Here is a 13,961-nt window from a genome sequence, read left to right as displayed (position 1 = left end):
CAGGCACTAAGGAGCCCCCATGCCCAACCTCTTCGATCCGATCCAGCTCGGCGCGATCCACGCGCCCAACCGCATCCTCATGGCGCCGCTGACCCGCGGCCGCGCCGACAAGGCCGCGGTGCCGACCGACATGATGGTCGACTATTACACGCAGCGCGCCAGCGCCGGCCTGATCATCTCGGAAGCCACCGGGATCAGCCGCGAAGGCCTCGGCTGGCCGTTCGCGCCGGGTCTGTGGACCGACGAACAGGTCGCAGCATGGAAGCCCGTGACCGATTCGGTCCATGCCGCCGGCGGCCGGATCGTCGTCCAGCTGTGGCACATGGGTCGCCAGGTCCATTCGTCGGCGATCGGCGGCCAGCCGGTCTCGTCCTCCGCCACCGCGACCGCGGGCCAGGCGCATACCTATGAGGGCAAGAAGGACTTCGAGACCGCGCGCCCGCTCGACATCGACGAGATCCCGCGGCTGCTTGCCGATTACGAACTCGCGGCGAAGAACGCCAAGGCCGCCGGCTTCGACGGCGTCCAGGTGCACGGCGCGAACGGCTATCTGATCGACCAGTTCCTGCGCGACAACGCCAACTTCCGCGACGACCGCTATGGCGGGTCGATCGAGAACCGCATCCGCCTGATGCGCGAAGTGACCGAGCGCGTCGCGAGCGTCATCGGCGCCGACCGCACCTCGATCCGCCTGTCGCCCAACGGCGACTCGCAAGGGGTGGACGACAGCAACCCGGTTCCGCTGTTCACCGCTGCTGCCAAGGCGCTGTCGGAGATCGGCATCGGCTTCCTCGAACTGCGCGAGCCCGGCCCCGACGGCACCTTCGGTCGCACCGAGGTCCCCAAGATCAGCCCGCAGATCCGTGAGGTCTTTACCGGCCCGCTCGTGCTGAACTCGGACTACAAGACCGTCGAGGAGGCGCAGGCCGCGATCGATTCGGGTGTCGCGGACGCGATCTCGTTCGGCCGCACCTTCATCGCCAACCCCGATCTGCCCGAGCGCCTGCGCACCGACGCGCCGCTCGCGAAGGACGTTATGCAGACTTGGTACAGCCAGGGGCCCGAGGGCTATATCGACTATCCGGCGCTGGAAACCGCGACGGCCTAAACCCCAAACCAACCGTTCTCCCGCGAAAGCCGGGTCCAGGGGCCACGGACGCATCGTTCGCGACGTCTGGACCCCCGCCTGCGCGGGGGAACGGCGGGGCTGACGACGCATGCGCGACGTCTCGCGCGCCATGCCCGCATACCGTTCACTCCCGCCCTTTCTGCGCCAGCCAGATGGTGTGACGACCACAGTCCGCGTCTTCGACGATATGCGCGACGACGACAAAGCCCGCCGCCTCCAGCAGACCCCGATACTCCCTGGTATCCAGGCTGGCGTGGTAAAGCGGCTCGCCTTCCAGTTCGCCGATCGAATCGCCCTCGGCCGTCCCACTGGTGAACATCAGCGCCGCGCCCGGTGCGGCATGCGCCTGGAAGCGCGGGAACATGCTCCGTTGATCCCGGGGCGAGAGGTGAAACAGGCTGTCCCAGGCGATCAACCCGGCGAACCGCCGATGGAGATCGAGCTCCCGCATATCCGCGCACTGCACCGAAACGCCCGGCAAATTCCGTTCGAACAGCGCGACCATCGCCGGTGCGCCATCGATCCCCGTGACGTCGAAGCCCCGCCGGACCAACTCGCGCGCGATCGGAACGCCGCATCCGCAGCCGATGTCGAGGATCGCCGCCCCAGCGGGCAACAAGGTGCAGAAACAGTCGAGCCACCGACATTCCACCAGGCGATCGCTGCGCTGCCTGGCCCAAGCGGCACCGTGACGCTGATAGACGTCGAGCACCGAACCGTTGGGGCCGCCGACCATGTGCTTCTCCACGGCCAGCATAAATGGATTTCGAACGGGCCGCTACTGGCTCCTGTACGGGACGCCGCCGCTTTCGAAAGAATCGCTTCTGCGGCCCGCTATCGTGCGTGATCCACCATAACGAAGGCCGCTCTCGCCGCTGACGCGCGAATGTTTATCGCCGTGATGGCGCGTCCCCGGACAGCGTCGCATTTCTCCAAGGCGAGACGGAAGTCTTGGATCGCCTCCGGTTCCTCCGGCGCTCCTACGCGGGTACGAAGCATTGTTTTCAGCGCGGCCGGTGCTGCAGTGATCGCACACGCGAAAAGACGATTCGTCGGATTATCCAGGAACGCCTTCGGCATCGGTTTAGCGGTGCCGAGCGCGTCGATGCTGAAACCCCGTTCGGTCATGATCGATTCGGCAGCGGCGCCCATGACAACGTTGGGAAAAAGCATTTTGCCTGGCGAAGCGCACTTCCTTATGAGCACCATGAAGCGGTTCTGCACCCCAGTATTCGCACCAGCGCGCAACATCCGAGCGGCAAGATTCCAATCCTCGCGAACGACGCAGAGGCCGGTTTCGACGCTACGCCGTCGTTCCGCAGCCGTAGGATCAGGAACTGTGCCCACCTGTGCGGCGGCTGGTGCCGTCGTCATCGCCGCGAGGGCGCCTATTACCCATAGCTTCATGCCACCTCCGCTCGATGCATGTCATCCGCGGGTCATGGCATGCCAACATGTCAGAGATTGGACGTCACCCCTCCTACTCCGAAAACCGCTCCCTGAGCGCCAGCATCGCGAGCGCCGCCTGCGCCGCGCCGCCGCCCTTGTCGCCCTCGGTCGGCCGCGCCCGTGTCAACGCCTGCGCCTCGTTCTCGGTCGTCAGGATGCCGTTGCCGATGCACAGCCCTTCCATCGTCAGCATCATGATCCCGCGCGCGCTCTCGCCCGCGACGATTTCGAAATGATAGGTCTCGCCGCGGATCACGACGCCCAAGCCGACGAACGCGTCATAACCCCCGCTCTCTGCGGCCAAAGCGATCGCGCCCGGTACTTCAAGCGCGCCGGGCACCGTGATCGTCTCGTGCGTATGGCCCGCCGCCTCGATCGCGGCCTTCGCGCCTTGGACCAGCAGGTCGTTCAGATGGTCGTAGAAGCGCGCTTCGACGATCAGGATATGCGCCATCAGAGGTCCTCGATTCGACGCTCGCCGACGATCGACAGGCCGTAACCGTCGAGCGCCACCAGCGTGTGATGCGTGTTGGTGAGCAGGATCATGTCGTGCACGCCGAGCTCGGTCAGGATCATCGCGCCGACGCCGTAGTCGCGCAGCTCATCCATGTCGGCGATCGTCTCGCCGGCTCTGTGCCGCACCGCGGTGGCGAACACGTCGCTGCGCGGGGTGTTGATGACGACGATAACGCCTGCGCCCTCGTCCGCGATCATCTGCATCGACCGCGCCAGCAGCTGCGCGCGCGGACCGGTCTCGCCGAAGATGTCGGCGAACGCCGACAGCGCGTGCATCCGTACCAGCGTGGGCTTGTCGGGGTCGACCTTGCCCTTGACCAGCGCGACCTGCTCGGTGCCGGTCGCCTTGTTCCAGAAGGTCAGCGCGGTCCAGTCGCCGCCCCATCGGCTCGCGAACTTCGCCTCGCTACGCTTCTGGACCAGATGGTCGTGGCGGCGGCGATAGGCGATCAGGTCGCGGATCGTGCCGATCTTGACGTTGTGGAACTGCGCAAATTGCACGAGGTCGTCCATCCGCGCCATCGTGCCGTCCTCGTTCATGATCTCGCAGATCACGCCCGACGGGTTGAGCCCGGCAAGCCGCGACACGTCGACCGCCGCCTCGGTATGGCCGGCGCGCACCAGCACGCCGCCCTCGCGTGCCACCAGCGGGAAGACGTGGCCGGGCGTGACGATCTCATCGGTGCCCTTGCTCGCGTCGATCGCCACCGCGATCGTCCGCGCGCGGTCGGCCGCCGAGATGCCCGTCGTCACCCCGTCGCGCGCCTCGATCGATACGGTGAACGCGGTTTCGTGCCGCGTGCCGTTGTGTCGGCTCATCAGGTCGAGCCCGAGTTCGTCGACGCGCGGCTTGGTCAGCGCGAGGCAGATCAGCCCGCGGCCGTATTTGGCCATGAAGTTGATCGCATCGGGCGTCGCCATCTGCGCGGGGATGACCAGGTCGCCCTCATTCTCGCGATCCTCGTCGTCGACCAGGATGAACATCCGGCCGTTCTTGGCCTCGTCGATGATCTCTTCGGGCGACGACAGGAAGGCGTGGCGCAGACGCGCGAGTTCAGCCGGCTTTTGCACGATAATGCTCCATGCGTTGCAGGTAGCGCGCCAGCACGTCGATCTCGATATTGACCGATTGGCCCGCGACCAGCGCGCCGAGCGTGGTCGCGCCCTGCGTATGCGGAATGATGTTGACCGAAAAATGCGTCACGTTGCCAGCATCGGGGCCGTGGTCCTCCACCGCGTTGACGGTCAGCGACACGCCGTCGACGGTGATCGAGCCCTTGGGCGCCAGGAACGGTGCGAGTGCAGCGGGCACCTCGAACCCGATCCGCAGCGAATCGCCCTCGGGGCAGACGCCGATCACATTTGCGACGCCGTCGACATGCCCGGTGACGATATGCCCGCCGAGCTCGTCGCCCAGCTTCATCGCGCGTTCCAGGTTGAGCTTGCGACCCGCGGTCCATTGGTCGGTCGCGGTGCGGCGGATGGTCTCGCCCGACACGTCGACCGCGAACCAGTTGGGGCCCTTATCGACGACGGTCAGGCACACGCCCGAACAGGCGATCGACGCGCCCAGGTCGACGCCGGTCGTATCGTACGCGGTATCCACGACGATACGCGTGTCGCCGCGCGCTTCAACCCGCGCGATAGTGCCGATGTCGCTGACGATTCCGGTAAACATTAGTCGCTCCTCGCGCGCTCGTAGACTTCGAGTCGGTCGCTGCCAAGTTGCCGCGCATCCACCGCCGCCCAGCGCCCGTGCGCGGCGGACAGGTCGATGCCGATATCGCCCATCGCCGGCTTGCCCGCGCCGATCAGGATCGGCGCGCGGTACAGCAGCAGCCGGTCGACCAGGTCCGCGGCCAGGAACGCCGCCGCGGTCTGCGCGCCGCCCTCGACGAGCAGGTGGTCGACGCCGTCGAGCGTGGCGATGTCGGCGGGAGAGGGGATGACGGTCCAGCCGGCCAAACCTCCGTCACCCCAGCCTTCGCTGGGGTGACGAGGGGCGGCGGGCTGGGCGGCGGAGACGCCACGCGACGACAGCATCACACGTCGCGGCGCCCGGGCTTCCAACCCCGCCAACCGCACATCCAGCCGCGGCGCATCCGCCTCGTACGTGCCCCGACCGACCAGGATCGCTGCATGCCGGCTGCGCTCGAGATGAGCATGCGCCCGCGCTTCGGGACCCGTGATCCACCGGCTTTCCCCCGAGGCCATCGCGATGCACCCGTCGAGCGACGTCGCCAGCTTCAGCGTTACCTGCGGCCGCGCGTACCGCCGCCGCGTGAGGAACCCCGCCAGCGACCGCCGCGCATCCGCCGCCCGCAGACCTGTCGACACCGCGATCCCCGCCGCCGCCAGTCGCGCGAACCCCGCCCCCGCAGTCCGCGGATCGGGATCGCGCAGCGCCGCCACGACTCGCGCGACTCCCGCCGCGATCAGCAAATCCGAACACGCCGGCCCGCGCGTGGAGACATGCGCGCAAGGCTCCAGCGTCGTGAACACCGTGGCGCCGCGCGCCTCCGCGCCAGCCTCAGCGAGTGCGACCGCCTCGGCATGCGGACGCCCGCCCGCCTGCGTCCAGCCACGCCCGACGACGCGACCGTCCCGGACGATCACGCACCCGACATTGGGATTGGGCGCGCTGGCGCCGCGTGTCCTTTCGGACAGCGCGAGCGCAACGCCCATCCATCCTGTATCGACGTCGCTCAGAGCCCCATCGCCGTCATCTTGTCGTCCATGCGCTTCCACGCGGCACGATCGGCGTCTTCGCGCGCCTTCTGCGCGGCGAGCGCCTTGGCCTTGATCGGCGCGTCGATCTTCTGCTGCGCGATGATCTCGGCGTCGGTGCGATCGGCGGACCATTGTTCGACATAGACGATGTTGCGCTTGTACTCGGGCTCCGCCCCCGAATCCCGGGCGAACGCATAGACCAGGAAGCTGGTGACGCCGAGCGCCGCGATCAGGAACCACAGTTCGTGCGGCTGCCGCTGGCTCAGAAAGAGCCGCAGGTCCCGATAGGCCGCAATGGGCGAAAACCGACTGAAAAATCCCATGACCGGCAAGATAGGCACGCGGGGCGGAACAGACCAGCCCCGCGCACCCGGGGTTCAGCGCTCCAGAACGAACCGCAACGTCATCGTCCGCCAGGCCTCGACCGGAACGCCATCGCGTGTGCCGGGCGTGAACCGCCATTTGCCGAGCGCACGTTCCATCGTCGCGCGATAGAAGGCGTCGTTGGTCGCGCTGACGCGTTCGACCTGCTTCACGCGGCCATCGGCGCCGATCAGCACGCGGACGATGACTCGGCCCTCCTGTCCGGCGCGACGTTCGCCGGCGGGATAAGCCGGCTGGAAGTCGGCGGCATAGCGCGGGTCGATCCCTGGCTGGACGAGAACCGGCGCGGGTTTCGGCGGATCGAACGGCAGGGCGACGAGTCCCGTGCCCGTGCCGACCGACCCGTCGATCGTCGGCGCCACATAGGGCGTCGGATCCACGGTGACGCCTTGGTCGATCGTGGGAACGGCGATCAGCGGGGTCGGTGCGCGCAATCGTGGCGCCGGACTTGGCTCGGGAAGCGCTTGGGGTTCGAGAGGCGCCGGCTTGGGCAGATCGACCGCGTAGGTCACGAGCGGCGGATCGCCTTTGATCAGGGCGGGGACCATCCCGGGCGCCGCATAGAACAGCGCCCCGATCACCAGTCCGTTGACGCCCATCGCCACCGCGAAGCTTCCGGGGTTGAATCGCCCCGTCCGTTTGTCTGCGTACATGCTCGCGCTCCTTCGCATCTCCTCGAGGATGGCGGCGCAACGATGATACCGCCGACGGTGATGTTACGCCGATGTCAAGGGTGTGCAAGCGGGAAGTATCGAGCGATTGGAAGGCGTTGCGCTACCGCGCCAGCAACCGCGCGAGCGCCCGCTCGCGCCCGATCAACGGCAACAGCGCCGCCATCTCCGGACCATGATCCAGCCCGGTCAGCGCGCGGCGCAGCGGCAGGAACAGGGCCTTGCCCTTGCGCCCGGTCGCCTCCTTCAGCCCCCTGGTCAACGCATGCCAGGGGTCGCCCGCCCAGTCGATCGCGCTGGCGACGGCGGCGGCTTCGTCCAAATACGTCGCGTCCAGCTCGGGATCGACCGGCACCGGCCCCTCGATCACCCGCCACCAGTCCGCCGCATCCGCCAGCACGGTCAGGTTCGGCCGCACCGCCGCCCACTCCGCCTCGCCCATTCCCGCGGGCAGACGCGTGGCGACGCTGGGGAAAGCCAGTCCGTGCAGGATTCGCGCGTTCAACTGCGCCAGCTCGGTCTCGTCGAACCGCGCCGGCGCGCGCCCGAACCGCGCGAAGTCGAACCCCGCGATCAGCGGCGCGGCGTCGGCGATCGGCTCCACCGGATCGCTCGTCCCGATCCGCGCCAGCAGCGCGCGCACCGCCTGCGGCTCGATCCCCACTTCGCGGAAGTGATCGACGCCCAGCGACCCCAGCCGCTTCGACAATTTGCCTTCCGCGCCGGTCAGCAGCGCCTCGTGCGCGAACTGCGGGGCGGCCGCGCCCAGCGCATCGAACATCTGCAGCTGGAGCGCGGTGTTCGACACATGATCCTCGCCGCGCACGACATGGCTGACGTGCATCTCGGCATCGTCGATCGCCGATGGCAGCATGTACAGCCACGACCCATCCGCGCGGCGCACCACCGGATCGCTCATCGTCCGCGCCTCGAAATGCTGCGGTCCGCGGATCAGGTCGTCCCACGCGATCGGCGCCTCATGATCGAGCTTGAACCGCCAATGCGGCCGCACGCCGTCCGCCTCCAGCCGCGCGCGGTCGGCGTCCGACAACGCCAACGCCGCACGGTCGTAGATCGGCGGCAGGCCACGCCCAAGTTGGATCTTGCGCTTTAGGTCGAGCTCCTGTGCGGTCTCGTACGCCGGATACACCCGCCCCGCGGCCACCAGGTCCGCAAATCGCGCCTCGTACAGATCGCCGCGCGCCGACTGCCGTTCCTCGCCATCCGGCGTCATCCCCAGCCAGGCGAGATCGGCGCGGATCGCGTCGACGAACCGCTCCTCGCTGCGCTCCGCATCGGTATCGTCGATCCGCAGGACGAACTGCCCGCCATGTTTGCGCGCGAACATCCAGTTGTGGAGCGCGGTGCGGATGTTGCCGACGTGCAGCCGGCCGGTGGGGGAGGGCGCGAAACGGGTGAGGATGGTCATCCCCGTGCTTTAGGTCGCACGCGCGACAGCGGCAAACCTCTTCCACCCGCCCGAGTCGCGGACTAAGGCCGGCGCGTTAGCGGGAGCGCACCAATGAAACTGATGACCGGCAATTCGAACCTGCCTTTGGCGCAGGAGATCGCCGCCTATCTCGAAACCCCGCTGACCGACGTCAGCGTGCGGCGTTTCGCCGACGAAGAGGTGTTCGTCGAGATCAACGAGAACGTCCGCGGCGAGGACGTCTTCGTGATCCAGTCGACCGGCTACCCCGCCAACGACAACCTCATGGAATTGCTGATCATGATCGACGCGCTGCGCCGCGCTTCGGCCCGGCGGATCACCGCGGTGATCCCCTATATGGGCTATGCCCGGCAGGACCGGAAACCGGGTCCGCGCACGCCGATCTCGGCCAAGCTCGTCGCCAACCTGATCACCGTCGCCGGCGCCAACCGCGTGCTCTCGGTCGATCTCCACGCCGGGCAGATCCAGGGCTTTTTCGATATCCCGACCGACAATCTCTACGCCGCACCGGTGATGTCGGCGGACATCCAAGCGCGGTTCAAGGGCCGCAATCTGATGGTCGTCTCGCCCGACGTCGGCGGCGTGGTCCGCGCGCGGCAATTGGCCAAGCGACTCGACAACGCCCCGCTCGCCATCGTCGACAAGCGCCGCGAACGCGCCGGCGAATCCGAGGTGATGAACATCATCGGCGATGTCGAGGGCCGCTTCTGCATCCTGATCGACGACATCGTCGATTCGGCGGGTACGCTCGCCAACGCCGCCGCCGCGCTAAAGGAAGCCGGCGCGGAGGACGTCGTCGCCTATGTCACGCACGGCGTGCTGTCGGGCGGCGCGGTCGCGCGAGTCGAGGGGTCGGCGCTGCGCGAGCTCGTCATCACCGATTCGATCGGCAACCACGACATCATCAAGGGCGCCCACGGCAAGATCCGCCATCTGCAGATCGCGCCGCTGCTAGGCGAGGCGATCAAGCGGATCGCGGACGAGACAAGCGTTTCCAGTCTGTTTGACTGACCAATCGTCATGCCGGACTTGTTCCGGCATCCACCGTGCCGCAAACTCCCAGGGGACGAATACGCGGAACCGTGGACCCCGGAACACGTCCGGGGTGACGATGCCGCAACGCCGCCGGCCGGGTTCGGCGTGACGCCGCCCCGCCGTCCGATCTTGCGCTTGCGCAGCGTTACCGCTGCGAAAGCGCTACGATATGATCGAACACCGCCGGGTGCAGCGGTTTCGCGAACGCACAGCCATATTTGAATTTGTCGCGCCAGGCGACCACCGCCTCCAGCGCCGCGAGCCCCGGTAGTGTCAGCCACACCACCGTTCCCGGCCACAGCGTAAAGCTCGTCTCGGCGCGGAACCCCGACAGCGACAGGTCGGTCACTTCGATCTCGAACCGCGTCTGCCCGCGATCGCGCAGATGCGCGCGCATCTTGACCGATTTGCGGAGCGCCTGACGCAGCTCTTCGCCGCTCGGGTCTTCGGACGAATCAAAGGCGGGCTGGGTCATAACCGGCAACATGCCGCAAAAGGGTTACTTCTTTACAAACGCCCGCTGTGCCGGTGCGCGGATACGCCCCCGCGCGCGACGCTTCAGTTCGGCCTTCAAATCCTCGGGCTTGGGCGCGACCAGGAATCCGAAGCTAACGCTGCCTTCCTTGGTCTCGACGACATGATGCAGCCGGTGCGCCTGCACGATCCGCTTCATGTACGGTGACTTGGGCAGGTACCGCGTCGGGATCCGCTGGTGCACGATGACGTCGTGAAACCCGAAATAGATCGCGCCATAGGCCGCGATTCCCGCGCCGATCCAGATGAACCCCGGCCACCAGCCCAATTGCGCGCCGCCTAGCAGAAGCACGATCGACGGCACCGCGAAAATCGCGGCGTACAGGTCGTTCAGTTCCCACTTGCCGTGTCGCGCACGGTGGTGGCTCTCATGCAGGAACCAGCCGAACCCGTGCATCACCCAACGATGCGCGGCGTAAGCGAACGCTTCCATGCCGATCACGGTCGCTAGGAAGAGGAGGAGGCCGTTCCAGAACGTCATGGCCGTCATATAGGGGCGATGACGCGCGCGGCAAAGCCGATCACCGACGGCTCCGCGGCACACAGCGAAAATGGCCTTGTTGCGAACGCGAACCATTCGCAAAACCCTTAAGGGTGGATTTGAACGGTCGCCTGTGCTTTACGCGCCTCAATTCCCGATTTTCCAAATGCGTGGAGCCCTCCCGATGAACATCCATGAATATCAGGCCAAGGACTTGTTGGCCAAGTTCGGCGTGCCCGTGCCCGCGGGCTTCGCCGCACTGACCGTCGAGGAGGCCGTCGAGGCGTCCAAGAAGCTCCCCGGGCCGCTCTATGTGGTCAAGGCGCAGATCCACGCCGGCGGCCGCGGCAAGGGCAAGTTCGTCGAGCTGGGTCCCGATGCCAAGGGCGGCGTCCGCCTCGCCAAGACCGAGGACGAGGTCCGCGCCGCCGCGACCGACATGCTCGGCAACACGCTGGTGACGATCCAGACCGGCGACGCCGGCAAGCAGGTCAACCGCCTGTACGTCACCGACGGCGTCGACATCGCCAAGGAATTCTACCTGGCGCTGCTCGTCAACCGCGCCACCGGCCGCGTGTCGATGGTCGCGTCGACCGAGGGTGGCATGGACATCGAGGCCGTCGCGCACGACACGCCCGAGAGGATCCACAGCATCGATATCGACCAGGCGACCGGCTTCATGCCGCACCACGGCCGCGCCGTCGCTGCCGCGCTCGAACTGACCGGCGACCTCGCCAAGCAGGCCGCGAACACCGCGTCGAAGCTGTACGACGCGTTCATGGGCACCGATGCCGAGCAGATCGAGATCAACCCGCTCGCGGTCACCGATGACGGCAAGCTGATGGTGCTTGACGCGAAGGTCGCGTTCGACGGCAACGCGCTGTTCCGCCACAAGGACCTGCTCGAACTGCGCGACGAGACCGAGGAAGATCCCGCCGAGCTCGAAGCCTCGAAGTACGACCTCGCCTATATCAAGCTCGACGGCGACATCGGCTGCATGGTCAACGGCGCCGGCCTGGCGATGGCGACGATGGACATCATCAAGCTCAACGGCATGTTCCCGGCCAACTTCCTCGACGTCGGCGGCGGCGCCAACAAGGAGAAGGTCACCGCAGCGTTTAAGATCATCCTGAGCGATCCCGCGGTGAAGGGCATCCTGGTCAACATCTTCGGCGGCATCATGCGCTGCGACATCATCGCCGAGGGCATCGTCGCCGCGGCGAAGGAAGTAAACCTGTCGGTGCCGCTGGTCGTGCGTCTGGAAGGCACCAACGTCGAGAAGGGCAAGGAAATCCTCGCCAACTCGGGCCTCGCGATCGTTCCCGCCAACGACCTGGGCGACGCCGCGAAGAAGATCGTCGCGGAGGTCCAGAAAGCGGCGTAAAGGGAACGCATGACCGAGACTGTCGAGAACCTGATTCTTGAACATCTGAAGCGCTTCCAGGCTACCTTGGAGCGCATGGAACGTCGGATGGACGAGATGACCGCGCGGTTGACCGGCCTTGAGGGGGCAGGCGTCTCGATCATGCAACACCTGACGCATCAGGCAGGGACAAGTGCCGCGCAGCAGATTGCGGTAGACAACATCAGTCGCCGGCTCGACCGGATCGAGCATCGACTCGAACTAAGCGAGTAGCGGATCGTGCGAAAAGGGGCTCGGACGGAAACGTCCGGGCCCTTTTTCGTTGTTGGCTTGGAGCCTGCGAGTCCGGCCGCGCGGTGACGCTACGGCAAGGCCGCAAAACCGTACCGCACTTGCGAAAACGACGCAAAACGGCCATCTGACAGGCCGATGCCGCAAGGCAAAAGTGATTCACCTTGGAAGGGTCTGCAATGAAGGTGCTGGTGCCGGTCAAGCGTGTGCTTGACTACAACGTGAAGCCCCGCGTGAAAGCGGACGGGACGGGCGTCGATCTGGCGAACGTCAAGATGAGCATGAACCCGTTCGACGAGATCGCGGTCGAAGAGGCGATTCGCCTCAAGGACAAGGGCGTGACGGAAATCGTCGTCGTCTCGATCGGCGAGCAGAAATCGCAAGAAACGCTGCGCACCGCGCTCGCGATGGGCGCGGACCGCGCGATCCTGGTGGTCAGCGAGACCAAGGTCGAGCCGCTCGGCGTCGCCAAGATCCTTGCGAAGATCGTCGAGGAGGAAAAGCCCGATCTCGTCCTGCTCGGCAAGCAGGCGATCGACGACGACAACAACCAGACCGGGCAGATGCTCGCTGGCCTGCTCGGCTGGGGCCAGGGCACGTTCGCCTCCAAGGTCGAGATCGCCGACGGTTCGGTCCACGTCACGCGCGAAGTCGATGGCGGCGCCGAGACCGACACGCTCAAGCTCCCCGCGATCATCACCACCGACCTTCGCCTCAATGAGCCGCGCTACGCCTCGCTGCCCAACATCATGAAGGCCAAGTCGAAGCCGATGGCGAACAAGACGCCCGCCGATTTCGGCGTCGACGTCACCCCGCGGCTGACCACGCTCAAGGTCGTCGAGCCCGCCAAGCGCTCGGCGGGCATCAAGGTCGCCAGCGTCGACGAACTCGTCGGCAAACTGCAGGCTATGGGAGTTGCCAAGTGAAGACGCTCGTCTGGGTCGAACATGACGGCACCACCGTCAAGGATGCCACGCTCTCCGCGGTGACCGCGGCGTCGCAGTTGGGCGAGGTCCATCTGCTGGTGGCAGGGCAGGGCGTCGTCGCCGTCGCGACCGCGGCTGCGGGTATCGCCGGTGTCGGCAAGGTCCACGTCGCCGACGACGCCGCCTATGCGCATGCGCTCGCCGAGAATGTCGCGCCGCTGGTCGTCGCGTTGATGGACCATCACGACGCGTTCGTCGCGCCGTCGACCTCCAACGGCAAGAACATCGCGCCGCGCGTCGCTGCCCTGCTCGACGTCATGCAGATCAGCGACATTCTGTCGGTCGAGAGCGACGACACCTTCACCCGCCCGATCTATGCGGGCAACGCGATCGCCACCGTGCAGTCGTCGGATGCGAAGAAGGTCATCACCGTCCGCGGCACCGCATTCGACAAGGCCGCCGCAACTGGCGGTTCGGGCGAGATCGAGGCCGTCGCCAGCACCGGCGACCAGGGCCTGTCGACCTTCGCCGGCTCGGAAATCGCGGCGAACACGCGTCCCGAACTGACCAGCGCCAAGGTCATCGTCTCGGGCGGCCGCGCGCTCGCCTCGAGCGAGCAGTTCCACGCGCTGATCGATCCGCTCGCCGACAAGCTCGGCGCCGGCGTCGGCGCGAGCCGTGCGGCGGTGGACGCAGGCTATGCCCCCAACGACTATCAGGTCGGCCAGACCGGCAAGATCGTCGCTCCCGAAGTCTATGTCGCGATCGGCATTTCCGGCGCGATCCAGCATCTCGCCGGCATGAAGGACTCCAAGGTCATCGTCGCGATCAACAAGGACGAGGACGCACCGATTTTCCAGGTCGCGGACATCGGCCTGGTCGGCGACCTGTTTAAGGTCGTGCCCGAGTTGACGGCGAAGCTGTAGGCAAAGCCGCTGCGCAGGGCGAAGCCCTAGCGCAACAGCAAGCCCGGCCGGCGGCGCTCCAGCGCCGTCCGACGAA

Annotated in this window: 17 protein-coding genes; 6 read left to right on the top strand and 11 right to left on the bottom strand. The window is 66.7% G+C overall.

The features are described from left to right. Positions 1-19: 19 nt before the first annotated feature. Entirely contained in the window at positions 20-1,108 is a 1,089-nt protein-coding gene (locus U1701_RS03700) for an alkene reductase (protein ID WP_332781168.1), read from the top strand. A gap of 145 nt (positions 1,109-1,253) precedes the next feature. Here the strand turns inward: U1701_RS03700 and U1701_RS03695 are convergent, their stop codons facing one another. From U1701_RS03695 to U1701_RS03655, 9 genes are all read right to left on the bottom strand, one after another. Further along, complete coding sequence (locus U1701_RS03695; RefSeq protein WP_332781167.1) at positions 1,254-1,886, bottom strand: methyltransferase domain-containing protein; 633 nt, start codon at positions 1,884-1,886, stop codon at positions 1,254-1,256. Between the two features lie 77 nt (positions 1,887-1,963). Continuing rightward, complete coding sequence (locus tag U1701_RS03690) at positions 1,964-2,536, bottom strand: hypothetical protein (RefSeq protein WP_332781166.1); 573 nt, start codon at positions 2,534-2,536, stop codon at positions 1,964-1,966. Between the two features lie 73 nt (positions 2,537-2,609). Continuing rightward, positions 2,610-3,032, bottom strand: coding sequence for a 6,7-dimethyl-8-ribityllumazine synthase (ribH, locus tag U1701_RS03685; protein WP_332781165.1), 423 nt, complete (start codon positions 3,030-3,032; stop codon positions 2,610-2,612). Next, positions 3,032-4,165: a 3,4-dihydroxy-2-butanone-4-phosphate synthase gene (gene ribB, locus U1701_RS03680; RefSeq protein ID WP_332781164.1), complete on the bottom strand. Its 1,134-nt coding sequence runs from the start codon at positions 4,163-4,165 to the stop codon at positions 3,032-3,034. Before ribB ends, ribH begins: the two co-directional genes overlap by 1 nt. Further along, positions 4,149-4,772, bottom strand: coding sequence for a riboflavin synthase (locus tag U1701_RS03675; RefSeq protein WP_332781163.1), 624 nt, complete (start codon positions 4,770-4,772; stop codon positions 4,149-4,151). Before U1701_RS03675 ends, ribB begins: the two co-directional genes overlap by 17 nt. Then, on the bottom strand, positions 4,772-5,779 hold the full coding sequence (gene ribD, locus U1701_RS03670; protein WP_332781162.1) for a bifunctional diaminohydroxyphosphoribosylaminopyrimidine deaminase/5-amino-6-(5-phosphoribosylamino)uracil reductase RibD: 1,008 nt from the start codon (positions 5,777-5,779) through the stop codon (positions 4,772-4,774). Before ribD ends, U1701_RS03675 begins: the two co-directional genes overlap by 1 nt. 20 nt (positions 5,780-5,799) lie before the next feature. Next, positions 5,800-6,147 carry a hypothetical protein gene (locus U1701_RS03665; protein ID WP_332781161.1) on the bottom strand — a complete coding sequence of 116 codons (348 nt, stop codon included), beginning with the start codon at positions 6,145-6,147 and terminating at the stop codon, positions 5,800-5,802. A gap of 54 nt (positions 6,148-6,201) precedes the next feature. Further along, positions 6,202-6,861 carry an energy transducer TonB gene (locus U1701_RS03660; protein WP_332781160.1) on the bottom strand — a complete coding sequence of 220 codons (660 nt, stop codon included), beginning with the start codon at positions 6,859-6,861 and terminating at the stop codon, positions 6,202-6,204. Between the two features lie 121 nt (positions 6,862-6,982). Continuing rightward, entirely contained in the window at positions 6,983-8,308 is a 1,326-nt protein-coding gene (locus tag U1701_RS03655; RefSeq protein WP_332781159.1) for a glutamate--tRNA ligase, read from the bottom strand. A gap of 93 nt (positions 8,309-8,401) precedes the next feature. Between U1701_RS03655 and U1701_RS03650 the strand changes: the two genes are divergently transcribed. Continuing rightward, the gene (locus U1701_RS03650) at positions 8,402-9,340 is read left to right on the top strand and encodes a ribose-phosphate pyrophosphokinase (protein WP_332781158.1); all 939 of its coding nucleotides are present in this window, start codon (positions 8,402-8,404) and stop codon (positions 9,338-9,340) included. A 169-nt stretch (positions 9,341-9,509) separates the two neighbouring features. On the opposite strand, the gene U1701_RS03645 is transcribed toward U1701_RS03650, so the two are convergent. Both U1701_RS03645 and U1701_RS03640 read right to left on the bottom strand, forming a co-directional pair. Beyond that, positions 9,510-9,839 carry a pilus assembly protein PilZ gene (locus tag U1701_RS03645; RefSeq protein WP_332781157.1) on the bottom strand — a complete coding sequence of 110 codons (330 nt, stop codon included), beginning with the start codon at positions 9,837-9,839 and terminating at the stop codon, positions 9,510-9,512. A 24-nt stretch (positions 9,840-9,863) separates the two neighbouring features. Then, positions 9,864-10,379 carry a sterol desaturase family protein gene (locus tag U1701_RS03640; RefSeq protein WP_332781441.1) on the bottom strand — a complete coding sequence of 172 codons (516 nt, stop codon included), beginning with the start codon at positions 10,377-10,379 and terminating at the stop codon, positions 9,864-9,866. Positions 10,380-10,563: 184 nt separating this feature from the next. Between U1701_RS03640 and sucC the strand changes: the two genes are divergently transcribed. The 4 genes from sucC to U1701_RS03620 all read left to right on the top strand — a co-directional run bounded on the left by sucC (position 10,564) and on the right by U1701_RS03620 (position 13,885). Beyond that, positions 10,564-11,763, top strand: coding sequence for an ADP-forming succinate--CoA ligase subunit beta (sucC, locus tag U1701_RS03635; protein ID WP_332781156.1), 1,200 nt, complete (start codon positions 10,564-10,566; stop codon positions 11,761-11,763). A 9-nt stretch (positions 11,764-11,772) separates the two neighbouring features. Further along, positions 11,773-12,015 (top strand): hypothetical protein, encoded by a 243-nt coding sequence (locus U1701_RS03630; RefSeq protein WP_332781155.1) that lies wholly within the window; start codon positions 11,773-11,775, stop codon positions 12,013-12,015. A 197-nt stretch (positions 12,016-12,212) separates the two neighbouring features. After that, a complete protein-coding gene (locus U1701_RS03625) occupies positions 12,213-12,959 on the top strand; it encodes an electron transfer flavoprotein subunit beta/FixA family protein (RefSeq protein ID WP_332781154.1) in 747 nt (248 codons plus the stop codon). Beyond that, positions 12,956-13,885, top strand: coding sequence for an electron transfer flavoprotein subunit alpha/FixB family protein (locus tag U1701_RS03620; RefSeq protein WP_332781153.1), 930 nt, complete (start codon positions 12,956-12,958; stop codon positions 13,883-13,885). Before U1701_RS03625 ends, U1701_RS03620 begins: the two co-directional genes overlap by 4 nt. Positions 13,886-13,961 lie beyond the last annotated feature (76 nt).

This window comes from Sphingomonas rhamnosi, from assembly GCF_036663615.1.
Lineage (GTDB): Bacteria > Pseudomonadota > Alphaproteobacteria > Sphingomonadales > Sphingomonadaceae > Sphingomonas.
This window is presented reverse-complemented; position numbering and strand designations above follow the sequence as displayed.